The sequence below is a fragment of the Streptomyces sp. NPDC014991 genome (assembly GCF_043080665.1).
Lineage (GTDB): Bacteria > Actinomycetota > Actinomycetes > Streptomycetales > Streptomycetaceae > Streptomyces.
The window spans coordinates 14,522-37,593 of record NZ_JBIBVY010000018.1 but is presented as its reverse complement, the minus strand read 5'-3'; the positions used below and the strand labels follow the sequence as shown (position 1 = coordinate 37,593).

The 23,072-nt window shown below is 72.0% G+C and carries 24 protein-coding genes and 1 pseudogene; 9 read left to right on the top strand and 16 right to left on the bottom strand.

Annotated elements, in window-relative coordinates:
• Positions 1 to 3: 3 nt before the first annotated feature.
• On the top strand, positions 4 to 687 hold the full coding sequence (locus tag ACF1BE_RS25395; RefSeq protein WP_392201328.1) for a DUF305 domain-containing protein: 684 nt from the start codon (positions 4 to 6) through the stop codon (positions 685 to 687).
• A 46-nt stretch (positions 688 to 733) separates the two neighbouring features.
• Here ACF1BE_RS25395 and rocD read toward each other — a convergent pair whose 3' ends face one another.
• The 8 genes from rocD to ACF1BE_RS25355 all read right to left on the bottom strand — a co-directional run bounded on the left by rocD (position 734) and on the right by ACF1BE_RS25355 (position 7,997).
• Positions 734 to 1,951: an ornithine--oxo-acid transaminase gene (gene rocD, locus ACF1BE_RS25390; protein ID WP_392201327.1), complete on the bottom strand. Its 1,218-nt coding sequence runs from the start codon at positions 1,949 to 1,951 to the stop codon at positions 734 to 736.
• Complete coding sequence (gene ddaH, locus ACF1BE_RS25385; RefSeq protein ID WP_392201326.1) at positions 1,951 to 2,760, bottom strand: dimethylargininase; 810 nt, start codon at positions 2,758 to 2,760, stop codon at positions 1,951 to 1,953. The genes rocD and ddaH overlap by 1 nt, the downstream gene beginning before the upstream one ends.
• Positions 2,761 to 2,913: 153 nt before the next feature.
• A complete protein-coding gene (locus ACF1BE_RS25380; protein WP_392201325.1) occupies positions 2,914 to 3,399 on the bottom strand; it encodes an Lrp/AsnC family transcriptional regulator in 486 nt (161 codons plus the stop codon).
• A gap of 37 nt (positions 3,400 to 3,436) precedes the next feature.
• Positions 3,437 to 3,616, bottom strand: coding sequence for a hypothetical protein (locus ACF1BE_RS25375; protein WP_392201324.1), 180 nt, complete (start codon positions 3,614 to 3,616; stop codon positions 3,437 to 3,439).
• Between the two features lie 78 nt (positions 3,617 to 3,694).
• Positions 3,695 to 4,645: a cytochrome c oxidase assembly protein gene (locus ACF1BE_RS25370; protein ID WP_392201323.1), complete on the bottom strand. Its 951-nt coding sequence runs from the start codon at positions 4,643 to 4,645 to the stop codon at positions 3,695 to 3,697.
• Positions 4,646 to 4,755: 110 nt separating this feature from the next.
• Positions 4,756 to 5,781 carry a 6-phosphofructokinase gene (locus ACF1BE_RS25365; RefSeq protein ID WP_392201322.1) on the bottom strand — a complete coding sequence of 342 codons (1,026 nt, stop codon included), beginning with the start codon at positions 5,779 to 5,781 and terminating at the stop codon, positions 4,756 to 4,758.
• 227 nt (positions 5,782 to 6,008) lie between these two features.
• A complete protein-coding gene (locus ACF1BE_RS25360) occupies positions 6,009 to 6,737 on the bottom strand; it encodes a type 1 glutamine amidotransferase (protein WP_392201321.1) in 729 nt (242 codons plus the stop codon).
• A gap of 21 nt (positions 6,738 to 6,758) precedes the next feature.
• On the bottom strand, positions 6,759 to 7,997 hold the full coding sequence (locus tag ACF1BE_RS25355; protein ID WP_392201320.1) for a MurT ligase domain-containing protein: 1,239 nt from the start codon (positions 7,995 to 7,997) through the stop codon (positions 6,759 to 6,761).
• Between the two features lie 153 nt (positions 7,998 to 8,150).
• On the opposite strand from ACF1BE_RS25355, the gene def reads away from it, so the two are divergent.
• Positions 8,151 to 8,690 (top strand): peptide deformylase, encoded by a 540-nt coding sequence (gene def / locus ACF1BE_RS25350; RefSeq protein WP_392201319.1) that lies wholly within the window; start codon positions 8,151 to 8,153, stop codon positions 8,688 to 8,690.
• A gap of 13 nt (positions 8,691 to 8,703) precedes the next feature.
• Here def and ACF1BE_RS25345 read toward each other — a convergent pair whose 3' ends face one another.
• A complete protein-coding gene (locus tag ACF1BE_RS25345) occupies positions 8,704 to 9,348 on the bottom strand; it encodes a TetR family transcriptional regulator (RefSeq protein ID WP_392201318.1) in 645 nt (214 codons plus the stop codon).
• A 169-nt stretch (positions 9,349 to 9,517) separates the two neighbouring features.
• On the opposite strand from ACF1BE_RS25345, the gene ACF1BE_RS25340 reads away from it, so the two are divergent.
• Positions 9,518 to 10,747 (top strand): acyl-CoA dehydrogenase family protein, encoded by a 1,230-nt coding sequence (locus tag ACF1BE_RS25340; protein WP_392201317.1) that lies wholly within the window; start codon positions 9,518 to 9,520, stop codon positions 10,745 to 10,747.
• Positions 10,748 to 10,814: 67 nt separating this feature from the next.
• Here the strand turns inward: ACF1BE_RS25340 and ACF1BE_RS25335 are convergent, their stop codons facing one another.
• From ACF1BE_RS25335 to ACF1BE_RS25305, 7 genes are all read right to left on the bottom strand, one after another.
• A complete protein-coding gene (locus tag ACF1BE_RS25335; protein ID WP_392201316.1) occupies positions 10,815 to 11,336 on the bottom strand; it encodes a cupin domain-containing protein in 522 nt (173 codons plus the stop codon).
• Between the two features lie 7 nt (positions 11,337 to 11,343).
• A complete protein-coding gene (locus ACF1BE_RS25330; protein ID WP_392201315.1) occupies positions 11,344 to 12,558 on the bottom strand; it encodes a cytochrome P450 in 1,215 nt (404 codons plus the stop codon).
• On the bottom strand, positions 12,555 to 13,619 hold the full coding sequence (locus ACF1BE_RS25325) for a type III polyketide synthase (RefSeq protein WP_392201314.1): 1,065 nt from the start codon (positions 13,617 to 13,619) through the stop codon (positions 12,555 to 12,557). The genes ACF1BE_RS25330 and ACF1BE_RS25325 overlap by 4 nt, the downstream gene beginning before the upstream one ends.
• 325 nt (positions 13,620 to 13,944) lie before the next feature.
• The gene (locus ACF1BE_RS25320; RefSeq protein WP_361995957.1) at positions 13,945 to 14,178 is read right to left on the bottom strand and encodes a DUF6213 family protein; all 234 of its coding nucleotides are present in this window, start codon (positions 14,176 to 14,178) and stop codon (positions 13,945 to 13,947) included.
• Between the two features lie 26 nt (positions 14,179 to 14,204).
• Positions 14,205 to 15,590: an NADP-dependent succinic semialdehyde dehydrogenase gene (locus ACF1BE_RS25315; RefSeq protein ID WP_392201313.1), complete on the bottom strand. Its 1,386-nt coding sequence runs from the start codon at positions 15,588 to 15,590 to the stop codon at positions 14,205 to 14,207.
• 75 nt (positions 15,591 to 15,665) lie between these two features.
• Complete coding sequence (locus tag ACF1BE_RS25310; RefSeq protein ID WP_392201312.1) at positions 15,666 to 16,139, bottom strand: NUDIX domain-containing protein; 474 nt, start codon at positions 16,137 to 16,139, stop codon at positions 15,666 to 15,668.
• Positions 16,136 to 17,674, bottom strand: a complete 1,539-nt coding sequence (locus ACF1BE_RS25305; RefSeq protein ID WP_392201311.1) for an ATP-dependent DNA ligase — start codon at positions 17,672 to 17,674, stop codon at positions 16,136 to 16,138. Before ACF1BE_RS25305 ends, ACF1BE_RS25310 begins: the two co-directional genes overlap by 4 nt.
• 177 nt (positions 17,675 to 17,851) lie before the next feature.
• On the opposite strand from ACF1BE_RS25305, the gene ACF1BE_RS25300 reads away from it, so the two are divergent.
• The 6 genes and pseudogenes from ACF1BE_RS25300 to ACF1BE_RS25275 all read left to right on the top strand — a co-directional run bounded on the left by ACF1BE_RS25300 (position 17,852) and on the right by ACF1BE_RS25275 (position 23,072).
• Complete coding sequence (locus ACF1BE_RS25300) at positions 17,852 to 18,424, top strand: helix-turn-helix domain-containing protein (RefSeq protein ID WP_392201310.1); 573 nt, start codon at positions 17,852 to 17,854, stop codon at positions 18,422 to 18,424.
• An 84-nt stretch (positions 18,425 to 18,508) separates the two neighbouring features.
• Positions 18,509 to 19,480: an NADPH:quinone oxidoreductase family protein gene (locus ACF1BE_RS25295; RefSeq protein WP_392201309.1), complete on the top strand. Its 972-nt coding sequence runs from the start codon at positions 18,509 to 18,511 to the stop codon at positions 19,478 to 19,480.
• The gene (locus tag ACF1BE_RS25290) at positions 19,477 to 20,658 is read left to right on the top strand and encodes an acyl-CoA dehydrogenase family protein (RefSeq protein ID WP_392201308.1); all 1,182 of its coding nucleotides are present in this window, start codon (positions 19,477 to 19,479) and stop codon (positions 20,656 to 20,658) included. The genes ACF1BE_RS25295 and ACF1BE_RS25290 overlap by 4 nt, the downstream gene beginning before the upstream one ends.
• On the top strand, positions 20,655 to 21,737 hold the full coding sequence (locus ACF1BE_RS25285) for an acyl-CoA dehydrogenase family protein (RefSeq protein WP_392201307.1): 1,083 nt from the start codon (positions 20,655 to 20,657) through the stop codon (positions 21,735 to 21,737). The genes ACF1BE_RS25290 and ACF1BE_RS25285 overlap by 4 nt, the downstream gene beginning before the upstream one ends.
• Positions 21,738 to 21,914: 177 nt before the next feature.
• Positions 21,915 to 22,776 (top strand): annotated as a pseudogene (locus ACF1BE_RS25280) (phosphatidylinositol-specific phospholipase C/glycerophosphodiester phosphodiesterase family protein).
• Between the two features lie 101 nt (positions 22,777 to 22,877).
• Positions 22,878 to 23,072 carry a hypothetical protein gene (locus ACF1BE_RS25275; RefSeq protein ID WP_392201306.1) on the top strand — a complete coding sequence of 65 codons (195 nt, stop codon included), beginning with the start codon at positions 22,878 to 22,880 and terminating at the stop codon, positions 23,070 to 23,072.

Below are 23,072 nucleotides of genomic sequence, written 5' to 3'. Positions count from 1 at the left end.
CGTATGACCCCCCGTACGCAGACCCCCCGTACGCAGACCCCCCGTACGCAGACCCCCCGTGCGCTGACGCGCCGTGCCGCCGTCACCGTGGCCGCCGCGACCGCCGCCCTTCTCCTCGCCGCCTGCGGCGGGAGCGGCGGTACCGAGGGCGCCGCCGGCAGCACCACGTCGGCCACCCCGAGCGCCTCCGCCACCGCGCACAACGCCCAGGACGTCGCCTTCGCGCAGGGCATGATCCCGCACCACCAGCAGGCCCTGGAGATGGCGGAACTCGCCGACGGCCGGGCCTCCTCGGCGCGGGTGAAGGATCTCGCCGCCCGGATCGAGAAGGCCCAGGGGCCGGAGATCCGCACCATGACCGGCTGGCTGACGTCCTGGGGGGAGCAGGTGCCCAAGACCGGCATGGACCACTCGAGTCATGCCGGCATGTCCGGCATGAGTGGGATGTCGGAGATGCCGGGGATGATGAGTGGCGATGACATGACGGCGCTGAAGAAGGCCACCGGCAAGGAGTTCGACAGCCGGTTCCTGTCGCTGATGGTCGCGCACCACCAGGGCGCCGTCGAGATGGCCACGACCGAGCGGGACAAGGGCCGGTACGGTCCCGCCCTGTCCATGGCGGACGCCGTCGTCACCGCGCAGACCGCCGAGATCAAGGAGATGAGGCAGCTCCTCGGCGCCGGCTGACCGCACGGCGGGCGGGTGCCGTCACCGGCGCCCGCCCGCCCGTCCCTCAGGCCAGCACCTTCGCCAGGGCGGCCAGCGCGGAACGCAGCTCCTCCGCCGTGATCGTCAGCGGCGGCGCCAGCCGGATCGTGGAGCCGTGGGTGTCCTTGACCAGGATCCCCTCACGCATGAGGCGCTCGCTGATCTCGCGGCCGGTGCCGAGCGCCGGGTCGACGTCCACGCCCGCCCACAGCCCGCGCGCCCGGAACCCGGACACACCGTTGCCGACCAGTCCGGCCAGTCCGTCCCGCAGGATCACGCCCAGCTCGGCCGCCCGGCGCTGGAACTCGCCGGTCTCCAGCAGCTCGACCACGGCCGTGCCGACCGCCGCCGCGAGCGGGTTGCCGCCGAACGTCGAGCCGTGCTCGCCCGGGTGCAGCACACCCAGCACCTCGCGCCGGGCCACGACCGCCGACACCGGCACGATGCCGCCGCCCAGCGCCTTGCCGAGCAGCAGCACGTCCGGGACGACGTCCTCGTGCTCGACGGCGAGGGTACGGCCGGTGCGGCCGAGGCCGGACTGGATCTCGTCGGCGACGAACAGACAGCCCTCGCGGCGGGTCAGCTCCCGCACCCCGGCGAGGTAGCCGTCGTCCGGGATGACCACACCCGCCTCGCCCTGGATCGGCTCGATCAGCACCGCCGCCGTGGTGTCGTCGACGGCCGCCTCCAGCGCGGCCAGGTCGTTGTACGGCACGATCCGGAAGCCGGGTGTGAACGGGCCGAAGCCCGTGCGGGCCGTCTCGTCGGTGGAGAAGCTAACGATGGTCGTCGTCCGGCCGTGGAAGTTGTCCGCGGCGACCACGATCGTGGCCTGCCCGTCCGGGACCCCCTTCACGTCGTACGCCCACTTGCGTGCCACCTTGACGGCGCTCTCCACCGCCTCCGCGCCCGTGTTCATCGGCAGCACCATGTCCAGGCCGGTCAGCTCGGCGAGCCGCTCGGCGAACCCGGCCAGCCGGTCGTTGTGGAAGGCGCGGGAGGTGAGGGTGAGCCGGTCGAGCTGGCGGTGGGCGGCCTCGATCAGCGCCGGGTGCCGGTGGCCGAAGTTGAGGGCCGAGTAGCCGGCCAGCATGTCGAGGTAGCGGTTGCCCTCCACGTCCTCCACCCAGCTGCCCTCGGCGCGGGCCACCACCACGGGCAGCGGGTGGTAGTTGTGCGCGAGAACCGGCTCCTCGGCGCGGATCAGGTCGTCGGACGTACGGGTGCGCGCGGGTGCGGTCATCAGCGGATCTCCTGGGTGCAGCACTTGATGCCCCCGCCGGCCTTGTGGAACTCCGACAGGTCGACGGGGACGGGGACGAAACCGTGGCCGGACAGGCGCTCGGCCAGCGCCTCGGCCCGGGGTGCGATGAAGACGTGGCGGCCGTCGGAGACGGAGTTCAGTCCGAACGCCATCGCGTCCTCGCGGGTGGCGAGCACCGCGTCCGGGTACAGGCGCCGCAGGACCTCCCGGCTGCCCGGCGAGAACGCCTCCGGGTAGTAGCAGATGTTGTCGTCGTCCAGGACGAACAGCGCCGTGTCCAGATGGTAGAAGTACGGGTCCACCAGGGTCAGCCCGATCACCGGGTGGCCGAGGAACTCCTGCACCTCCCGGTGCGCCTCCCGCGTGGTGCGGAACCCGGTGCCGGCGAGCACGTACCGGCCGGTCCACACCAGGTCGCCCTCGCCCTCGGCCACGGATCGGGGGCGGTGCACGTCGTAGCCCGCCGCCTCGAACCAGGTGTCGTAGTGCACCGACTCCGGGCGCCGCTCCGGGGCGTGGAAGAGGGAGCCGAAGACCCGGCCACCGACGACGAACGCCGCGTTCGCGGCGAACACCATGTCGGGCAGGCCCGGGACCGGCGGGACGGCGTCGACCGTGTGGCCGTGCGTGCGGTAGGCGTGGATCAGCGCCTGCCACTGCTCCCGGGCGAGATCCACGTCGACGGGCCGGTCGGGAGACATCCACGGGTTGATCGCGTACTGGACGGCGAAGTGCCTGGGTTCGCAGACCAGGAACCGCCGGGAGCGCTGCACACGCACGTCGGACACAGAGGGTTCCCTCCGCTCTTCTGTGTGTCACTGGGGGTGACTCCACGGTAGGAAGGGAGGGATGCGGACGACAAGCGACATGAGCTGCGCGGATGCGCAGGAACGCTGCGTTGTCTCCCGCGGACGCGCACGGATGCTGCGCGCCTTCGCGGGTCACTCGGGTGCCGCGTGGGTGGCGCCCGCCTCCGGGCTCTCCGGGAGAAGGTGGGACAGCACCATCACGCTGATCGTCTTCCGGATGAACGGCTCGGCGCGGATCCGCTCCAGCACCTCCTCGAAGTGCTCCACGTCCCGGGCGCGCACGTGCAGCAGCGCGTCGGCGCCCCCGGTGACCGTCATGGCCGCCGCGATCTCCGGATGGTTGCGGACGACCTCCGCGAGGCGCCGGGGCGGGGCGGCACCCTCGCAGTAGACCTCCACGTAAGCCTCCGTGCGCCAGCCCAGCGCCACGGGTTTCACCGTCGCCGTGAACCCGGTGATCACCCCGGTCTCGCGCAGTCGGTCCACCCGCCGTTTGACCGCCGTGGCGGAGAGCCCGATCACCGCGCCGATCTCGGCGAAGCTGGTCCGGGCGTTCCCCATCAGCGCGGTGATGATCCGGCGGTCCAGTTCGTCGAAGGAGGGCGTCCTGCTGTTCATGCGGGCACTGTAGTGAACGGGCGCGCCGGGGACGGGCTCACGGCCGGGTGACGACCATGGCGAGGGTCAGCAGCCCCAGGACCACCCAGCCGAACCAGAGCCAGCCGTTGCTGCCGAGCGCGACCGTGTAGGCGGTCACGACGACGAGCCCGCCGATCGTGAGCGCCCCCATCGTCCTCGTGGAACCGTCCATGGAACCGTTCGTGGATCCGCGCATCGCGACACCCTCCTCATGGTCCGTCCACGACCATGGTGCCCCGATATCCGCCCGAAGGGCATACCGCGGACGCGCGGGTCAGCTCTCGCGGGCGTTCAGGGAGGCCAGATAGGCGTTGTACGCCACCAGCTCCTTGTCGCCGTCCCGGTCGGCGGCCCGGTCCGTGCGCCTGGCCTGCCGCTGCTCGGAGCGGTACCACTGGAACAGCAGCGCTATCAGCACCAGTACCGACGGGATCTCGCTGAACGCCCAGGCGATGCCGCCCGCCGCGCTCTGGTCGGACAGCGCGTCGACCGCGAGCGAGGCCGACGGGTGCCGGAAGGTCTCCACCATCGGCGTCGACGCCATCATCAGCGCGATGCCGAAGAACGCGTGGAACGGCATGCCCGCGAACAGCTCCAGCATCCGCATCAGATGACCCGGCCGGTGCGGGCCCGGGTCGACACCGATGATCGGCCAGAAGAACACGACTCCCACCGCGAGGAAGTGCACCATCATCGCGACGTGACCGGCCCTGGAGCCCATCAGGAAGTCGAACAGCGGGGAGAAGTACAGGGCGTACAGGCTCGCGATGAACAGCGGGATCGTGAACGCCGGATGCGTGATGATCCGCATGTACCGGCTGTGCAGCAGCATCAGCAGCAGCTCGCGCGGCCCCCTGCGGCCCCGGCCGGCGGCCGGCAGCGCGCGCAGCGCCAGCGTCACCGGGGCGCCCAGCAGGATGAGGATCGGGGACAGCATGCTGATCACCATGTGCTGCACCATGTGCACGCTGAACATCACCATGCCGTAGTCGTTCAGCCTGGTGCACATCACCAGCACGATGGTCAGTACGCCGACCACGTACGACACGGTCCGCGAGACCGGCCACGCGTCCCCGCGCCGCCGCAGCCGCACGACACCCCAGCCGTACAGGGCCAGCCCGGCCAGACAGGCGACGAGGAAGAAGGGGTCGGCCGACCATTCGAGACCTCGCCCCAGCGTGAACGGCGGCAGATCCATGGTCATGCCGTGCCCGCTGTGATCCATCCGCCGGCTCCTGATTCGTGGGGGTTGTACGAGTTGTCCGCCCCAAGAGTAGAACCGCCCCCGGTCACGACGGTGACCGGGGGCGGCTTGTCAGGATCCGGGCCACCGGACTACAGGACGCACTCCGCCTCGACGTACCGCGCCGCCGGCACCGTCTTCAGCGTCTCCACGGCCTCCGCCAGCGACACCATCACGATGTCGGTCCCGCGCAGCGCCGTCATCCTGCCGAACTCGCCCCGGTGCACGGCCTCCACCGCGTGCCAGCCGAACCGCGTCGCCAGCACCCGGTCGTACGCCGTCGGCGTGCCGCCCCGCTGCACATGCCCGAGGATGACCGGCCGGGCCTCCTTGCCGAGCCGCTGTTCCAGCTCGACCGACAGCTGCCGCGCGATCCCCGCGAAGCGCTCGTGGCCGTAGACGTCCTTGCCGCCCTCGTCGAACTCCATGGAGCCCGGACGCGGCTTGGCGCCCTCCGCGGCGACGACGATGGCGAACCGCTTGCCGGCCTCGAAGCGCTCGCCGACCCTCCGCGTCAACTCGTCGATGTCGAAGGGCCGCTCCGGTACGACGATGGCGTGGGCGCCGGCCGCCATGCCCGAGTGCAGCGCGATCCAGCCGGTGTGCCGGCCCATGACCTCCACGATCAGCACCCGCTGGTGGGACTCGGCGGTGGTCTTCAGCCGGTCCAGCGCCTCGGTGGCGACACCCACCGCCGTGTCGAACCCGAAGGTGACGTCCGTGACGGCGATGTCGTTGTCGATGGTCTTGGGCACGCCCACGATGGGCAGCCCGTTGTCCGACAGCAGCCGGGCCGCCTTCAGGGTGCCCTCACCGCCGATGGGGATGATCGCGTCCAGGCCGAGTTCCGCGACATGGCCCCGGGCCCGCTCCACCCCGTCCCGCAGATGCTCCGGACGGACCCGGGAGGAGCCGAGGATGGTGCCGCCGCGCGCCAGGATGCCACCCACGGCGTCCAGGTCGAGCTTCATGTAGTCGCATTCCAGGAGGCCCTTCCAGCCGTCCCGGAAGCCGATGACCTCGTCGCCGTGGTCGGCGACGGCGCGGTGCACGACGGACCGGATGACGGCGTTCAGGCCGGGGCAGTCGCCGCCGGACGTGAGGACACCAATGCGCATAGCCCGAAATACCTTCTCAACGTGGGCCGGGAAACCGGACCACGTTGTCCGGCGGATTCCCGGTCACCCTACCGGCGTGAGGGGGTGGCTCCGTAGCGGGCGTCCGCCTGCTGGACTCGCCCGCACATGTGAGCGGACAGGCCGTCAGGCGGGCCCACCACGAGCCTGCCCCACCCCGCTGACATCCCGCTGAACGGCCGGTTACGCAAGCCGCTGCGCGGCGGTTCTCACGCGGGCTGCTGCGCCGCCGCGATGCGCTCGTCACGGAGCGCCTCGTACCAGCGGTCGTCGATCGGCGGCAGCGCGTTGACGTCCAGCGCCAGCTTCAGCAGCAGGTCGGCGATCTGCGGGTTGCGGGCGAGCACCGGACCGTGCATGTACGTACCGAAGACCGTCCCGTTGTACGCGCCCTCCGTGCCGTCCCCGGTGCCGTTGCCCTTGCCGATCCGTGTCCGGGCGAAGGCGCGGGCGGTGGGGCCGAGGTGGGTGACGCCCTGGTGGTTCTCGAAGCCGGTCAGCGGGGGCAGCCCGAGCTGCGGGTCGATGTCGCCCAGCACGTCACCGACGCATCGCTCGCCCTCGCCGCGCACGGACACCACGTCGAGCAGGCCGAGGCCGGGCTCGCGCTGACCGAGGTCGTTGATGAACTCGTGGCCGAGGATCTGGTAGCCCGCGCAGACGGAGAACACGATCGCGCCGTTCTCCACCGCCCGGTGCAGCTGCCCGTCGCGGCGCAGCCGCTCGGCGGCCAGCCGCTGCGGACGGTCCTCACCACCGCCGATCAGGTAGATGTCGCCGGAGGTCGGGATCGGCTGGTCACTGCGCACGTCGAGGCGCGCCACGTCCAGGCCGCGCTGCCGGGCCCGGCGCTCCACGACGAGCGCGTTGCCCTGGTCGCCGTAGGTGCTCAGCAGATCGGGGTAGATCCACACCAGCCGCAGTTGGTTGTCACTCATGAGGTGATCGCCCTTCGAAGATCAGTTGCCGACGCGGCGGCGCAGGTCCTGGAACGCGGTGTAGTTCGCGATGACCTCGATACGGCCCGGCGGGCACATCTGCACGGCCTGGTCGAGGTTCTCGCACACCTGGAAGTGCTGGTTCGCGACCTCCAGGCGGACGGCGAGGTCCAGCTTCCGGTCGCCGACCACGAAGATCGGGTGGCCGGTCAGCCGCGTGTAGTCGACGTCCCACAGCCAGGAGGTGTCGGTGCCGTCGGCCCCGCGGGCGTTCACCGACAGGATCACCGGGGCGGGCGGCGGGTCGATCAGGGAGAACGTCTCCAGCCAGCCGGCCGGGTTCTTGGCCAGCAGCAGCCGCAGGTCACGGCCCTGGAACTGGACGACGTCGTACCGTCCGGCCACCGCCTGCACCTGGTACATCCGCTCCAGGGCGACCTGCGGCGGCACGCCGAACACGGCGGCGACGGCCGCGGAGCTGGCCGCGTTCGCCTTGTTGGCGCGGCCGGGCAGCTGGAGGTGGATCGGCCAGGCGGAGCCGTGCGGGTCCAGCACGTGGTCCCCGGACAGCGCCCAGGACGGCGTGGGCCGGCGGAAGCCGCACTCGCCGCAGAACCAGTCGTCGCCCGGGCGCTGCATGACGCCACCGCACGACGGGCAGGACCAGGCGTCGTCCTTCCACATCTGTCCGGCTGCGACCCAGATCACATTGAGCGAGGAGGACGCGGCCCACACCACCAGTGGGTCGTCGCAGTTGGCGACGATGACCGCCTTGGAACCGGCCAGGCCCTCGCGCCAGTTCTCCGCGAGCATCCGGGTCTCGGCGGCGCGGTCCAGCTGGTCGCGGGAGAGGTTCAGCAGCGCGATGCACTTGGGGCTGGTGTCCCGGGCCACGCCGGCCAGGTACTTCTCGTCGACCTCGATGACGCCGAACTTCGCGTCCGAACCGCCCGCCAGCGCCGACGTGATGCCGGCCGGCATGTTGGCGCCCAGCGCGTTCGACACGACGGGGCCCGCGGCGCCCAGCGCCTCCGCGATGAGCCGGGTGGTCGTCGTCTTGCCGTTGGTGGCGGAGACCAGGACGACGTCCAGGTTCTGGGCGAGCCGCCCGAGCAGGTCGGGGTCGAGTTTCAGCGCGACCCGGCCGCCGATCACCGACCCGCTGCCGCGTCCCGCTGCGCGCGATGCCGCAGCGACCGCCTTGCCCGCGGTCACGGCCAGCTTGGCCCGCGGCGAGAGCGGGTCCGAGTTGCCTGCCATCAGTTCTCGATCCTCCTAGCGTACGCGCCGCGCCTGGGGCCATCCGGCAACGTGGTGTGAACGTCAGCCTATCGAGATCCGTTCGCACACCCGAATCCCGGTCCACACCCTCCGCGGCGGGGCATGAGCTGAACGAACCGTACCCTTGCCGCCATGCGACACGGTTCCATTCCGGGCGCCCGCGGGCGCGTCCGGCCCCTGACCCTGCTCGGCGACGCGTCACTGCGCGAGCCGTGCCGGGACGTCACCGACTTCGGCCCCGGCCTGGCCGCTCTCGTGGAGGACCTCTTCGCCACGATGTACGCGGCGCAGGGGGTGGGCCTGGCCGCGAATCAGGTCGGGGTCGGTCTGCGGGTGTTCGTGTACGACTGTCCCGACGACGACGACGTCCGTCACCTCGGTCACGTCGTCAATCCGCGCCTGGTGGAGGCGGACGGCGTGGTGCTCCGCGGCCCGGAGGGCTGTCTGTCCCTGCCGGGGCTGGAGGCGGGCACGGAACGGTACGACCACGCGGTGGTCGAGGGCTTCACCGTGACCGGGGAGCCGGTCACGGTCCACGGCACGGGCTTCTTCGCCCGGTGCCTCCAGCACGAGTGCGACCACCTGGAAGGGCGTGTGTACGCCGACCACCTCACGGGCCTGCGCAGGCGCCGGCTGCTGCGACAGATCTCCCGGGCCTCGTGGCACCGGTGAGGTGAGGGGGCCGTCAGAACCCGGGACCGCCCAGCCGGTCCCCGGCCGCCGCGAGACGCCCCCACAGCAGGTCGGCCAGAGAGCGCACCAACTCGGCCCGGGAGCAGGGCCGTTCTCCCAGCCACCAGTCCCCGGCCGCATGCATCATCCCGACGATGCCGTGCCCCCACACCCGGGCCAGCCGCTGGCTCTCCGGCCCGAGGTCCACCCGCTCCTCGATGACCCGGGCCAGTTCCTCGCCCATCCGCCGCAGCAGCGGAGCGGAGTGCTTGCCGACGTCGAACCCCTGGTCGTGCCCGGTGCTGCCCTCCGCGGGGTGCATCAGGAACCGGTACACCTGGGGGCGGGCCTCGATCGCGGCGAGGTAGGTGTCCAGTGTGGACTCCACCCGCTCCCGCCGGTCCGCCGGAGCGTCCAGCGCGGCCCGCAGCGAGTCGAGCAGCGCGTCGGTGTGCCGCATGGCGAGAGCGGCGTACAGTCCGCCCTTGTCGCCGAAGTGCCGGTAGAGGATGGGTTTGGTGATGCCGGCCTCCGCCGCGATGGCGTTCATCGACGCCTGCGGGCCGTCGCGCAGCACCACCCGGTCGGCGGCCTCCAGCAGCTCGCGCCGTCGACGGTCGGCGGACCGCTGCTGATCGGTCCGCTGCGTGGTGTCCATGTGCTCTCCCCACCCGTGCTGATTCGGTGACGCCAGCGCAAACTAACACTGACCGGGCCCCTGACATCGAACGGGATGCCGAAGGTCCTCACCGGTTGACTTTTTCTACCGGTCAGTAACAGACTCGGGTTACCGCTAGTAACATCGCACTGCCGCCGCTGGAGGGGACATGTCCGGGTTCACCATGGAGCTGAACGACGAACAGAGAGAAGTCCGGGACTGGCTCCATGGCTTCGCCGCGGACGTGATCCGGCCCGCCGCCGCCGAGTGGGACGAGCGCGAGGAGACCCCCTGGCCGGTCATCCAGGAGGCGGCGAAGGTCGGCATCTACTCCCTCGATTTCTACGCCCAGCAGTACTTCGACCCCACCGGTCTGGGCATCCCGATGGCGATGGAGGAGCTGTTCTGGGGCGACGCGGGCATCGCCCTCTCCATTGTGGGCACCGGCCTGGCCGCCGTGGGCGTTCTCGCCAACGGAACCGAGGAACAGATCGGCACCTGGATCCCGCAGATGTACGGCGACGCCAGTGACGTCAAGGTCGCCGCGTTCTGCTCCTCCGAGCCCGACGCCGGCTCCGACGTCGCCTCGATGCGCACGCGGGCCGTGTACGACGAGGCCAAGGACGAGTGGGTGATCAACGGCACGAAGACCTGGGCGACCAACGGCGGCATCGCCAACGTCCACGTCGTCGTCGCCGTCGTCGATCCGGAGCTGGGCTCCAAGGGCCACGCGTCCTTCATCGTCCCGCCGGGCACACCGGGCCTCGCACAGGGCCAGAAATTCAAGAAGCACGGCATCCGCGCCTCGCACACCGCCGAGGTCATCCTCGACAACGTCCGCGTCCCCGGCTCCTGCCTGCTCGGCGGCAAGCAGAAGCTGGACGAGCGGCTCGCCCGGGCCCGGGAGCGGGCGAAGGCCTCCGGCGGGGAGAGGGTGAAGAACGCGGCGATGGCCACCTTCGAGGCCTCGCGGCCGGCCGTGGGCGCGATGGCGGTCGGCACCGCCCGGGCCGCGTACGAGGTCGCCCTCGACTACGCGAAGACGCGCGAGCAGTTCGGGCGGCCCATCATCGACAACCAGGGCGTGGCCTTCCAGCTCGCGGACATGCGGACGCAGATCGACGCGGCCCGGCTGCTGGTGTGGCGGGCCTCGTGGATGGCGGTCAACGGCAAGTCGTTCACGGCGGCCGAGGGGTCGATGTCCAAGCTGTTCGCCAGCGAGACCGCGAAGAAGGTCACCGCGCAGGCCATCCAGATCCTCGGTGGCAACGGGTACACCCGCGAGTACCCGGTGGAGCGGATGCACCGGGACGCGGCCATTTATACGATCTTCGAGGGGACGAGCGAGATCCAGCGGCTCGTGATCGCGCGGACGCTGGCCGGGATGCCGATCAGGTAGCGCCGCGGGGGGCGGGTGCGCCGTGGCTCGCCGCGGGGTTCCCCGCGCCCCTCGCCGGCGGGGACGCTCACCGGTGTCTCAGCGGGGTGAGCTGCTCGATGTCGTACTTGGCCCGCAACGCCTCGATGGCCTCCTGGTCCGGCGGGCCGCCGTCGCGGAGGATCTCCAGCAGTTCCTCGAAATAGCGCTCGTGATCCGGTGGCGGGCTCGCCTGGAAGAACATCCTCGCGGGCGTGTCCGTCGGGTTCGCGAACGCGTGCGGGCATCCGGGCGGTACGACGACGACCGTGCCCGGCGTCGCCCGCACCACTCTGCTGCCCGAACCCGACTCCCACTTCCGCCAGTTGTCGGGAGTGCGGACGCGGGGCTCGAAGGCGAGGACGTCCAGTTCGCCCTCGAGGACGTAGAACAGCTCCTCGCTGCGGGTGTGTACATGGGCGCCGACATCGAAGCCCGGCGGGACCTCCACCTCGAAGGTGGAGGCCATCCGCGAGTGGGTTCCGGTGACCTTGAACGTCACCCGCTGGGCCGGCGTCTCCACGACGCGGCCGTGGCCCGGCGGTACGTACAGTCCCTCCGTCTCCGTCATGGGCCGGTCACCAGGTCACCGGCAGGGCCTCGGGGCCCCGGATCAGCGCGCCCTTGCGGAACGGCACCTGGTCCGGCGGCACGGCCAGTCGCAGGCCCGGCACCCGGTCCAGCAGGGCGTCCATCAGCAGTTCCTCCTCCAGCCGGGCCAGCATGCCGCCGGGGCAGTAGTGCGGGCCGAAGCCGAACGACACGTGCGGGTTCGGACTGCGGGAGAAGTCGATGGTCTCGGGATCGGGGAAGACGTCCGGGTCGCGGTTTGCGGCCAGGTAGGAGACGTAGACCGCGTCGCCGGCGCGGATGCGGACCCCGCGGATCTCCACATCCTCCAGGGCGATCCGGGACAGGCCGACCGCGTTGCGGTGCGGGATGTAGCGCAGAAGTTCGTCGATCGCCCGGGGGCGGATCTCCGGCTCCACGCGCAGCCGTTCCACCAGGTCGGGGCGGGTCAGCAGCAGATAGAACAGCTGCCCGCTGTTGTTGGTGACCGCCTCGCCGCCGATCTGGAGCAGGACGGCTAGGCCGACGGCCTCCTCCGGCGTCACCTCGCCCCGGCCCACCGCCGCACCGAGCAGTGAGGTGACGTCCTCGCCCGTGCTGTTCGCGCGCGAGCCGATCAGGTCCCAGAAGCAGGCGCTCATCTCGCGCTTCGCCCGCTCGCTGACCTCCTTGCCGTGCGCGGAGGACAGGATCAGCTGCGTCCAGGTGTGCATCTCGTGCCGGTCACCGGCCGGGACGCCCATCAGCTCGCAGATCACCGCGATGGGGAACGGGCTGAGCACCGCGCTGGTGAGATCGGCGGGCGGGCCGGCCCGGAGCAGCCGGTCCACCAGGTCGTCCAGCATGCCGCGTGCCTCGTCCCGCAGCCGCTCCACGCCCTTCGCCGTGAAGGCGGCGGCGACCGAGCGGCGCAGCCGGGTGTGGTCGGGCGGGTCGAGGAAGCCGACCGCGCCCCGGTCGGGGATGAAGTGCGGGGCGAGCCGGGTGACCGGCTTGTCCATCACCGCCTCCCGGCTGAAACGGGGGTCGTTGGCCACCGCGCGCACGTCGTCGTACCGGGTGACCAGCCACGCCCAGCCCTCACCGTTCGGCAGCCGGACGCGGGTGACCGGACCCTCCCGCATCAGCTCGGCCAGCACCGGGTCGAAGTCCGTCCCGGTCAGGTCGAGCGCCGGCCAGTGCCGGACCGGGGGCAGGACCCCGGTGAGGGTCTCCTCGGTCATCGTCCGTCCCCGTTCGAGGAGGCCCAGCGGCCCACCGTCATCTCGGCGGTGATGCCGGGACCGAACCCGGCGAGCAGTCCGCTCGCCCCGTCCTCGGCGCCGCCCTCGTCGAACAGCCGGCGCAGCGCGTCCAGCACGACGGCGCTGGCGATGTTGCCGTACTCGGTGAGCGTGGCCCGGCTGAACCGGAACGCGTGCGGCTCGACCTTGAGGAACTTGCTGAGGTCGTCGAGTATTCGGGGGCCGCCCGCGTGGATGATGTAGAAGTCCAGGTCGGACGCGTCCCAGCCGTGCAGGCCCGCCAGGTCTTTCAGCGCCGGGGCGAGCGGCTCCATGGTCGTGGGGACCCGCTTGTCCAGCAGGAAGTGGAACCCGGTGGCCCGGACGTCGTACGCGATCCAGTCCTCCGTCTTCGGGATCAGGTACGAGCCGTTGCGTTCCAGCCGGACGCCCGTGCCGCCGCGCCCGCGGACCACGGCGGCGGCGATGCCGTCACCGAACAGGCCGTTGGACAGCAGCGAGCCGATGCCGATGTCGGTGGGCTGGTAGCACAGCGAGCAGAACTCGCAGGCCACGATCAGCGCGTTGGCGTTCGGGTAGGCCGAGCAGAAGTCGTGGGCCCGGTTGATCGCCGCTCCGCCGGCCGCGCAGCCCAGCTGGGCGATGGGGAGCTGACGGGTGGTGCTGTCGAAGTCCATCTCGTTGATCAGCCACGCCGTGAGCGAGGGCATCATGAAGCCGGTGCACGAGACGTAGATGATCACGTCGATGTCCCTGGTGAGCAGCTCGGCGTCGTCGAGCGCGCGCTGGATCACCGCGGGGACCCGGGCCTTGGCCTCGGCCTCGTAGAGCTTGTTGCGGTCCTCGAAGCCCGGGTGCTTGAGGGTTTCCTCGATGGGCTGCACGATGTGCCGGGTCTTCACGCCCGTGTTCTCGATCAGCCGCAGCGCGAGGGGCAGTTGAGGGTGGTCCTCGTGGCGGGAGCGCGCCAGCTCCAGCGTCTCCTCCATCGTGATCACGTGCTCCGGGACCGATACCGAGGGTCTGCACAAAGTCGCCATGAACCGTCCCTGCTTTCCGCGTGCCGGCGGGCCTTCGCCCACCGGTCCGTAGGTGGTTCACCTCTGTGGGTGCTCCACCCACCGTCACCCGGGAGGCCCACGATCTCTCGTTGGACTACTCCGAATCGGGGACCCCGGATACGGCGACCAGGGCGATTTCCACCACCGGACGGGGGAAAACGCCGTGCCGGGCGTTACGACCACTCGGCAGGGCGGGGCGGGGGGAGGAAGGAGGAGGGCCGGAGCCGCGGTGGACGCGGTCGACGTGGTGGAGCGGTGGACGCGGGACGGTCACGCCCCCGCGCCCGGCAACGGGCGGGCGGTCCTACGGCGCCCCGCTGCTGTGCGCGATACAGGCCACGTCGATCCGGTCCGCCAGCTTCGCCAGCTCGATGGTCAGAGCGGCGACCGTGTCCTCGTCCAGCCGCTGCTCGCCGGCGTCGACGAGGTGCAGCCACCGCGCGCCCACGGTCCGCAGCAGCTTACTCACGTCGGCCGCGGCCACCTGCAAGGTACCGCGGTCGTCGACGATCAGAGGCAGGGTCACTTCGCGGTTCACAGAACGGGATGGTAGCCGCGCGGCGCTCACGCACCGTGCCAAACCGTGGTGATGTTGCAGAACTCCCGGATTCCGTGCCCGGACAGCTCACGCCCGTACCCCGACCGCTTCACCCCGCCGAACGGGAACGCCGGATGGGAGGCGGTCATCCCGTTGACGTACACGGCACCGGCCTCCAGGTCGCGCGCGAACCGGTCGACCTCGCTCTCGTCGCGCGTCCATACGTTCGAACTCAGTCCGAACGGCGAGTCGTTGGCGATGAGGACCGCCTCGTCCAGGTCGCCGGCCCGGTAGAGCGTGGCGACCGGTCCGAACGTCTCCTCGCGGTGGACGCGCATCTGGCGGGTGATGCCGGCGAGGACGGTCGGCGGGTAGTACCAGCCGGGCCCGTCGGGCCGCTGTCCGCCGCACAGCACCTCGGCGCCGCCCCGCCGCGCGTCGTCCACCAGTTCCTCCAGATCGGTCCGCCCCCGCTCGCTGGCGAGCGGCCCGACCTCGGTGTCCTCCTCCAGCGGGTCGCCGACCCGCAGGGCCCGCATGCCGGCGGCGAACCTCTCGGCGAAGGCGTCGTAGACATCGGTGTGGACGATGAACCGCTTGGCGGCGATGCAGGACTGCCCGTTGTTCTGCACGCGCGCGGTCACCGCGACCTCGGCCGCGCGGTCCAGGTCGGCGGAGGGCATGACGACGAAGGGGTCGCTGCCGCCCAGCTCCAGCACCGTCTTCTTGATCATCTCCCCGGCGGTGGAGGCGACCGCCCGGCCCGCCGGCTCGCTGCCGGTCAGGGTGGCGGCCTTCACGCGCTCGTCGCGCAGGATGTCGTCCACCGCGGCGGAGCCGATCAGCAGCGTCTGGAAGCAGCCCTCCGGGAAGCCCGCCCGGTGGAACAGGTCCTCCAGGTACAGGGCCGTCTGGGGCACGTTGGAGGCGTGCTTGAGCAGGCCCACGTTGCCGGCCATCAGAGCGGGCGCGGCGAACCGGATCACCTGCCAGAGCGGGAAGTTCCAGGGCATCACGGCGAGGACCGGGCCGAGCGGGCGGTAGCGCACCCGGACCCGCTGGGCGCCGGAGTCCCGCACGTCCTGCTCGGGCGGGTCCTCGTCGGCCAGCAGTCCCTCGGCGCGCTCCGCGTACCAGCGCATGGCCTTGGCACACTTCGCGGCCTCCGCCCGCGCCTGCCCGACCGGCTTGCCCATCTCGGTGGTCATCACCCGGCCGATCTCCTGCCGGTCCCCGTCCAACAGGTCGGCGGCCCTGTTCAGCAGCCGGGCGCGGTCGGCGAACGGGGTCGTCCGATACGTGCGGAACGTGGCCTCGGCGAGCTGGAGCCGGCGTTCCAGCTCCTCCTCGTCCATGGGCTCGTACGTCTTGAGCGTCTCACCGTTCGCCGGGTTCACCGTCGCGATGGGCATGGCCGACCTCCCTGGGAGCGGGCTTGTTCCGACCTTCGCGCGCGGCAGGGCCGAGCGCAACGCGTGGCCGCCTGTTCAGCCCGAGTGCTCCGCCAGCCGGTCGAGAAACGCCGCCTGGGCCGTCACGATCACCGCACGGGCCCGGTCCGGAGCGAACCACTCCACCCGGTCCAGCTCCGGGAACTCCTGCCTGCGGCCGGACCTCGGCGGCCACTCCATGGTGAAGGTGCCGGGGACGATCGCCTCCGGGTCGAGGTCGCCCTCCACCGCCCAAGCGGTGACGATCTTCCCGTTGCGCTGCACGACCTCGCCGAGCGCTACGGCCTCCCCGTCGGGCGGCGCGAGCCCCAGCTCCTCCCGGAACTCCCGCCGGGCCGCCTCCAAGGCCGGTTCGTCCGGTTCGTACTCGCCCTTGGGTACGGTCCACGCACCCGCGTCCTTCTTCGCCCAGAGCGGGCCGCCCATATGGCCGAGCAACACCTCCAGCCCGTCCTCGGTGTGTCGGAACAACAACAGTCCCGCGCTGCGCTTCGTCGCACGCACCGTCACGGTGTGACCTCCGGGTGGGCCGCCAGCAAGGCCTCGACGGTATCGGCCTCCTCCGGGCGTTTGTCCTCCCGGTATCGGACCACGCGGGCGAAGCGGAGGGTCACGCCGGCCGGGTAGCGGGAGGAGCGCTGGAGGCCGTCGTAGGCGATCTCCACGACGAGTTCGGGGCGCACCCGGATCACCCAGCCGTCGTCCTCCACGGCCAGCTCCCGGAGCCGTTCGGTCTGCCAGGCGAGCATCGCGTCGGTCATGCCCTTGAAGGTCTTGCCGAGCATCGTGAAGGTGCCGTCCGGGTTGCGGGCGCCCAGGTGGAGGTTGGAGAGCCTGCCGGTGCGGCGGCCGTGGCCCCACTCGGCGGCCAGGACCACCAGGTCCAGCGTGTGGACCGGCTTGACCTTGAGCCAGGAGGCACCGCGCCGGCCCGCGCTGTACGGCGCGTCCAGCGCCTTCACCACCACGCCCTCGTGGCCGCGGGCGAGGGTGTCGGCGAGGAACCGTTCCGCCTCCGGGATGTCCGGCGGCCCCGAGGCCACCGTCCGGCGCACCCGCATGGGCTCGGGCACCAGCCGGGCCAGCTCCGTGTGCCGCTCGGCGAAGGGCAGGTCGAGCAGGTCGCGGCCGTCGACGAAGAGGGCGTCGAAGAAGACGGGGGAGACCGGGGTCTCCTCGGCAGCCCTCGCCACGTCCGTGCGCGATCCCACGCGGCCGGCCGTCTCCTGGAAGGACCGGGGCCGCCCGCCGGCGTCGAAGGAGATCACCTCGCCGTCCAGGACGAAGCGCTCGCCGCGCAACTCCAGTGCCGCGGCCCTCACTTCGGGCAGCCGGTCGGTGATGTCGTCCAGGGTGCGGGTGTGGACCCGTACCGTGTCGCCGTCCCGGTGGACCTGGACCCGGATGCCGTCCAGCTTCTCCTCCACCGCGCAGGCACCCAGCTTCTCGACCGCCTCCGCGACCGAGGAGGCACTGTGCGCCAGCATGGGCAGCAGCGGGCGGCCGACGGTGAGCCGGAACCGTTCCAGTGCCTGAGGGCCCTCGCCGAGCAGCGCCCGGGCCACCGTCCGGAGCGAGCCCGCGAGCATCACGGCCCGCCGTACGTCCGCCGGGTCCGCGCCGGTCGCCCGGGCCAGCCCCTCCACCGCGACCGCGTCCAGCGCGCCCTGCCGGACCTCGCCGGTGAGCAGGCCGAGCAGGAAACGCTGTTCCGCCTCCGTGGCCGCCCCCATCAGCTCGCCGACGATCCGGGCCCGCTCCGCCTGCGAGCCGGGCCCGGAGACCTTGCCGAGCTCGGTGAGCCGGGCGTCGACCTCCCGGACGGTGAGCGTGGGCTCGGCCGCCGGCGGGACAGGGCGGCTCAGTACCTTCCAGCCGACTCCGAGCCGGCCCTGCGGCAGGCGTCCGGCCAGGTAGGGGATGACGATCGGCACGTCGTCCGCCTCCGCGTCGCGGAACAGCTCCGCGAGCAGCGCGGTCTTACGGGACCGGGCCGCCGTCGCGGCGACGTCCCGGGACACCTCGGCCAACCGGGTCAGCAGCATGGAGTCATGGTGCACCGCGGGTGCGGGGTCCACACCCGGACGGCCGCACCGGGTCCGGCGGGGCGGGACGACGACCTGGTCTCCACCCCGCCGGCCGCCCGATGCCCATCCCCCTCCGGGCTGCCGTCCAGGACGTGCCGCATTGACAAACACCCTTGCCGAACCTGCAATACGGGCATGAGTACCGACGACGTCCTCGCCGAGGTGGGCCCGCGGCTGCGACGGATCCGGAAGGAGCGGGAGGTGACCCTGGCGGCGCTGTCCGAGGCCACCGGCATCTCCGTCAGCACCCTCTCCCGGCTGGAGTCCGGCCTGCGCAGGCCCAGCCTGGAGCTGCTGCTGCCCATCGCCGAGGCCCACCAGGTCCCGCTGGACGAGCTGGTCGGCGCCCCGCCGGCCGGCGACCCCCGGGTGCGGGCGAAGCCCGTCCAGCGCAACGGCCGCACGTTCTGGCCGCTGACCCGCCAGCCCGGCGGCCTCCAGGCCTACAAGGTGCGCGAACCCGAGCGCAGGCAGGCACCGGAGCCGCGCACCCACGAGGGCTACGAGTGGCTGTACGTGCTGTCCGGGCGGTTGCGGCTGGTGCTCGGCGAGCACGACGTGGTGCTGGCGGTGGGGGAGGCGGCGGAGTTCGACACGCGGGTGCCGCACTGGTTCGGATCGACGGGGGAGGGGCCCGTGGAGTTCCTCAGCCTGTTCGGGCCGCAGGGAGAGCGGATGCACGTACGGGCGCGGCCGGCTCGTACGTGACGCACCCGACTGTTCCCTGATCGGCAAGCGACCGCTTAGTATGCCTTCACCCGGTCAGACGAAGCAGTCCCGTGGAGGCCCCGCATGCAGGCATGGCAAGTGCAGGAGAACGGCGAGCCCAGCGAGGTGATGCGCCTCGCCGACGTGGAGCCGCCCACGCCGGGCGACGGCCAGGTGCTGCTGCGGGTGCGCGCCGCCAACATCAACTTCCCGGACGCGCTGCTGTGCCGGGGCCAGTACCAGGTGCGCCCGCTGCTGCCCTTCACCCCGGGCGTGGAGATCTGCGGCGAGACCGAGGACGGCCGGCGCGTGCTCGCCAACCCCGTGCTGCCCCACGGCGGCTTCGCCGAGTACGCCCTCGCCGACGCCCGCGCCCTGCTCCCCGCGCCCGAGTCGCTGGACGACGCCGAGGCCGCCGCGCTGCACATCGGCTACCAGACGGGCTGGTTCGGCCTGCACCGCCGCGCCCGCCTGGAGGCGGGGGAGACCCTGCTGGTGCACGCCGCCGCCGGCGGTGTGGGCAGCGCCGCCGTACAGCTCGGCAAGGCCGCCGGCGCCACCGTGATCGGTGTCGTCGGCGGCGCGGACAAGGCCGCCGTCGCCCGCGGGCTCGGCTGCGACGTGGTGGTCGACCGGCGTGCCGAGGACGTCGTCGCCGCCGTCAAGGAGGCGACCGGCGGCCGGGGCGCCGACGTGATCTACGACCCGGTCGGCGGCGCGGCCTACACACAGTCCGCGAAGCTGGCCGCCTTCGAGGGCCGGATCGTCGTCGTCGGCTTCGCCAGCGGCACCATCCCGAGCCCGGCCCTCAACCACGCCCTGGTGAAGAACTACACCATCCTCGGGCTGCACTGGGGCCTGTACAACACGAAGAACCCCGAGCTGGTCCGGCGCTGCCACGAGGAACTGACCGAACTGGCCGCCCGCGGCGCCGTCAGGCCGCTGGTGAGCGAGCGCGTGCCGCTCGCCCAGGCGGCGCACGCCGTGCAGCGGGTCGCCGACGGACGTACCACCGGCCGGGTGGCCGTCGTTCTGGAGAAGGGAGCCGCCGCATGACCGACGCCGAGGAACTGCGCCGCCGCACACAGGAGTTGCTGGCGCAGCATCCACCCGCGAGCACCGACCGCCTGGAGTTCCTCCGGGCCCGTTTCGACGCCGGCCTGGCCTGGGTGCACTACCCTGAGGGCCTCGGCGGGCTCGGCGCCCCACGGTCCCTCCAAGGCGTCGTGAACGCCGAACTGGAGGCCGCCGGCGCCCCCGACAACGACCCCCGGCGCATCGGCATCGGCCTGGGCATGGCCGCGCCGACGATCCTCGAGTACGGCACCGAGGAACAGAAGCGGCGCTATCTGCGGCCCCTGTGGACCGGCGAGGAGGTCTGGTGCCAGCTGTTCAGTGAGCCCGGCGCCGGTTCCGACCTGGCCGCGCTCGGCACCCGGGCGGTACGCGAGGGCGACGAGTGGGTCGTCAACGGGCAGAAGGTGTGGACGTCGAGCGCGCACGTGGCCCGCTGGGCCATCCTCATCGCCCGCACCGCCCCGGACGTGCCCAAGCACCAGGGCATCACCTACTTCGTCTGCGACATGACCGACCCGGGCGTCGAGGTCAGGCCCCTGCGCCAGATCACCGGCGAGGCCGAGTTCAACGAGGTCTTCCTCACCGACGTCCGCATCCCCGACACCCGCCGCCTCGGCGAGACCGGTGACGGCTGGCGGGTCGCGCAGACCACCCTGATGAACGAACGTGTCTCCATCGGCGGCATGGCCGTTCCCCGCGAGGGCGGCATGATCGGCCCGGTCGCCAGGACCTGGCGCGAACGCCCCGGACTGCGCACCCACGACCTGCACCAGCGCCTGCTGCGGCTGTGGGTCGAGGCCGAGGTCACCCGGTTCACCGGCGAACGCCTGCGCCAGCAGCTCGTCGCCGGCCAGCCCGGCTACGAGGGCTCCGGCATGAAGCTGGCCTTCGCCCGCCTCAACCAGGAGATCAGCGGCCTCGAAGTCGAACTCCGAGGAGAGGAGGGCATGTTGTACGACGACTGGACCATGCGCCGCCCCGAACTCGTCGACTTCACCGGCCGGGACGCCGGATACCGCTACCTGCGTTCCAAGGGCAACAGCATCGAGGGCGGGACCAGCGAGGTCCTGCTGAACATCGTCGCCGAGCGCGTCCTGGGCCTGCCCGCCGAGCCGCGCACCGACAAGGACGTCGCCTGGAAGGACCTGGCCCGATGAGTACACAGCCGGATCTCCTCTACTCCGAGGAGGAAGAGGCGCTGCGTGCCGCCGTCCGCGACCTGCTCACGGACCACTGCGCCCCGGCCGACGTGATCACCCGCACCGAGTCGGACGCCCCGCACGACCTCGCCCTGTGGAAGCTGCTCGCCGACGGCATGGGCCTGGCCGGCCTGCTGGTGCCCGAGGCGCAGGGCGGCCAGGGCGCCTCCGCCCGCGAAGCCGCGGTCGTGCTCGAGGAACTGGGGCGGGCGGTCGCCCCCGTGCCGTACCTCACGAGCGCCGTCGTGGCCACCGAGGCCCTGCTCGCCTGCGCCGACGAGGAGTTGCTCGGCCGACTGGCCTCCGGGCGGACCATCGGCGCCCTCGCGGTCGGACTGCACCTCGCCCCGGACGCCGGTTTCGCGACCGTGCGCGTCGAGAACGGCGTCCTGCACGGCGAGTTGACCGGCATCGCGGACGCGGCCGTCGCCGACGTGCTGCTCGTCCCGGCCGACGACGGCGGCCTGTACGCCGTGACCGCCGACGCCGTGACGGTCACCCCGCAGGTCTCCCTCGACCTCACCCGCCCGCTCGCCACCGTCACCCTGGCCGGCGCGGCCGGCCGCCGGGTCGGCGACGCAGGACCCGCCGTACGCCGGGCGCTGCGCGCCGCCGCCGGACTGCTCGCCTCGGAGCAGCTCGGTGTGGCCGACTGGGCGCTGACGGAAACGGTCCGGTACCTCAAGGAGCGCAAGCAGTTCAACCGGCCGGTGGGCGGGTTCCAGGCGCTCAAGCACCGGCTCGCCCAGCTGTGGCTGGAGGTCGTCCACCTCCGGGCCGCCGCCCGTGCCGCGGCGGACGCCCTCACCACCGGCGAGGACACCGGTATCACCGTCGCCGTCGCCCAGGCCTACGCCGCCCCCGTCGCCGTCCGCGCCACCGAGGAGGCGGTGCAACTCCACGGCGGCATCGGCATGACCTGGGAACACCCGGCACACCTGCACCTGAAGCGGGCCAAGGCCGACTCCATCGCCTACGGCACCGCGGGCGCGCACCGCTCGGCGCTGGCAGAACTGGTCGATCTCCAGGAGCCCTGACCGGCGGACGCCGGGCGCGGGCCCGGCCGGGTGCGCTTCCCCGCGCCCCGGGCCGGCCGTCCCACCCGGCGACGACAAGTGAACAGAGGGCGAACTCCCCGTCGGGTGGGGCCTGTCGGTGAGGTGCCGAACGCATACTCCCTTCGGCCTCATCCGGCATTCCCAGGGAGGCAGCGCATGGCCCTCACCACCCGCCGCCGAGTACTCACCACCCTCGGCGCCGCCCTCGCGGGCACGTTCGCCCTGCCCGCGAACCGCGCGTCGGCCGGTGCGCACCAGCACCACCCACGCCCGCTGTGGCACGCCCACGCCCACAACGACTACGCCCATCCGCGGCCCCTGTCCGACGCCCTCGACCACCGCTTCGGCAGCGTCGAGGCCGACATCTTCCTCGTCGGCGACCAGCTCCTCGTCGGCCACGACAGCTCCGGACCGGACCCGTCCCGCACCCTCGAATCCCTCTGTCTCGACCCGCTCGCCGCCCTCGTCCGGGCCAACCGCGGCAGTGTCCACGGGGGACGGCGCCGGCCACTGCACCTCCTCATCGACATCAAGACCGAGGGCGCCTCGACCTACCTGGAACTCGACCGCCACCTCGCCGCCACCCGCACCTGTGGACGCGGTACGCGCACGGCCGCGTCCACCCCGGTCCCGTCACCGCCGTCGTCTGAGGCGACCGTGCCGCCCGCACCCCTATGGAGGCGCAGACGGAACGCCGTGCCTTCTACGACGGCCGGCTCGACGACCTCCCGGCACCGCCCCGGCCTCCCTCATCTCACTGATCAGCGACAACTGGACACAGAACTTCACCTGGACGGGCGAGGGCGCGTTCCCCGACGCCGAACGGGAGAAGCCGCGCGGCATCACCGGCGCCGCCCACGCGCAGGGCCGGCGGGTCCGCTTCTGGGCCACCCCCGACACGGCCGGTCCCGCCCGGGACGCGCTGTGGACGGAACTGCTCGCCGCGGGCGTCGACTGTCTCAACACCGACGACCTCGCCGGCCTCGAGGCCTTCCTCGACGCCCGTCCCTCCGTGTGACACCACACGAACGGCGGACACGTCAGCGACCCGGGCAGACCCTCCGCTACGCCACACTTGCGGCCGAACGCCGCACATGGGGCGTGGCGGAGGAGGTTCTGATGGCCATTTCCATCTCTGTGGTGCTGCTGCTCCTGATCCTGGCCGTGATCTTCATGCGCAACGGCGCCCTGAAGGTGTCCCACGCCCTGGTCTGCATGATGCTCGGCTTCTATCTGGCCGGCACCAGCATGGCGCCGACCATCCACAGCGGGCTCACCGCGACCGCCGACCTGGTGAGCAGCCTGCGGCCCTGA

Bases quoted from the DNA above. Each gene is read 5' to 3' on its own strand.
- ACF1BE_RS25395 (WP_392201328.1), top strand. From the start codon at position 4: ATGACCCCCCGTACGCAGACCCCCCGTACGCAGACCCCCCGTACGCAG.
- rocD (WP_392201327.1), bottom strand. From the start codon at position 1,951: ATGACCGCACCCGCGCGCACCCGTACGTCCGACGACCTGATCCGCGCC.
- ACF1BE_RS25380 (WP_392201325.1), bottom strand. From the start codon at position 3,399: ATGAACAGCAGGACGCCCTCCTTCGACGAACTGGACCGCCGGATCATC.
- ACF1BE_RS25375 (WP_392201324.1), bottom strand. From the start codon at position 3,616: ATGCGCGGATCCACGAACGGTTCCATGGACGGTTCCACGAGGACGATG.
- ACF1BE_RS25370 (WP_392201323.1), bottom strand. From the start codon at position 4,645: ATGGATCACAGCGGGCACGGCATGACCATGGATCTGCCGCCGTTCACG.
- ACF1BE_RS25365 (WP_392201322.1), bottom strand. From the start codon at position 5,781: ATGCGCATTGGTGTCCTCACGTCCGGCGGCGACTGCCCCGGCCTGAAC.
- ACF1BE_RS25360 (WP_392201321.1), bottom strand. From the start codon at position 6,737: ATGAGTGACAACCAACTGCGGCTGGTGTGGATCTACCCCGATCTGCTG.
- ACF1BE_RS25355 (WP_392201320.1), bottom strand. From the start codon at position 7,997: ATGGCAGGCAACTCGGACCCGCTCTCGCCGCGGGCCAAGCTGGCCGTG.
- def (WP_392201319.1), top strand. From the start codon at position 8,151: ATGCGACACGGTTCCATTCCGGGCGCCCGCGGGCGCGTCCGGCCCCTG.
- ACF1BE_RS25345 (WP_392201318.1), bottom strand. From the start codon at position 9,348: ATGGACACCACGCAGCGGACCGATCAGCAGCGGTCCGCCGACCGTCGA.
- ACF1BE_RS25340 (WP_392201317.1), top strand. From the start codon at position 9,518: ATGTCCGGGTTCACCATGGAGCTGAACGACGAACAGAGAGAAGTCCGG.
- ACF1BE_RS25335 (WP_392201316.1), bottom strand. From the start codon at position 11,336: ATGACGGAGACGGAGGGACTGTACGTACCGCCGGGCCACGGCCGCGTC.
- ACF1BE_RS25330 (WP_392201315.1), bottom strand. From the start codon at position 12,558: ATGACCGAGGAGACCCTCACCGGGGTCCTGCCCCCGGTCCGGCACTGG.
- ACF1BE_RS25325 (WP_392201314.1), bottom strand. From the start codon at position 13,619: ATGGCGACTTTGTGCAGACCCTCGGTATCGGTCCCGGAGCACGTGATC.
- ACF1BE_RS25315 (WP_392201313.1), bottom strand. From the start codon at position 15,590: ATGCCCATCGCGACGGTGAACCCGGCGAACGGTGAGACGCTCAAGACG.
- ACF1BE_RS25305 (WP_392201311.1), bottom strand. From the start codon at position 17,674: ATGCTGCTGACCCGGTTGGCCGAGGTGTCCCGGGACGTCGCCGCGACG.
- ACF1BE_RS25300 (WP_392201310.1), top strand. From the start codon at position 17,852: ATGAGTACCGACGACGTCCTCGCCGAGGTGGGCCCGCGGCTGCGACGG.
- ACF1BE_RS25295 (WP_392201309.1), top strand. From the start codon at position 18,509: ATGCAGGCATGGCAAGTGCAGGAGAACGGCGAGCCCAGCGAGGTGATG.
- ACF1BE_RS25290 (WP_392201308.1), top strand. From the start codon at position 19,477: ATGACCGACGCCGAGGAACTGCGCCGCCGCACACAGGAGTTGCTGGCG.
- ACF1BE_RS25285 (WP_392201307.1), top strand. From the start codon at position 20,655: ATGAGTACACAGCCGGATCTCCTCTACTCCGAGGAGGAAGAGGCGCTG.
- ACF1BE_RS25275 (WP_392201306.1), top strand. From the start codon at position 22,878: ATGGCCATTTCCATCTCTGTGGTGCTGCTGCTCCTGATCCTGGCCGTG.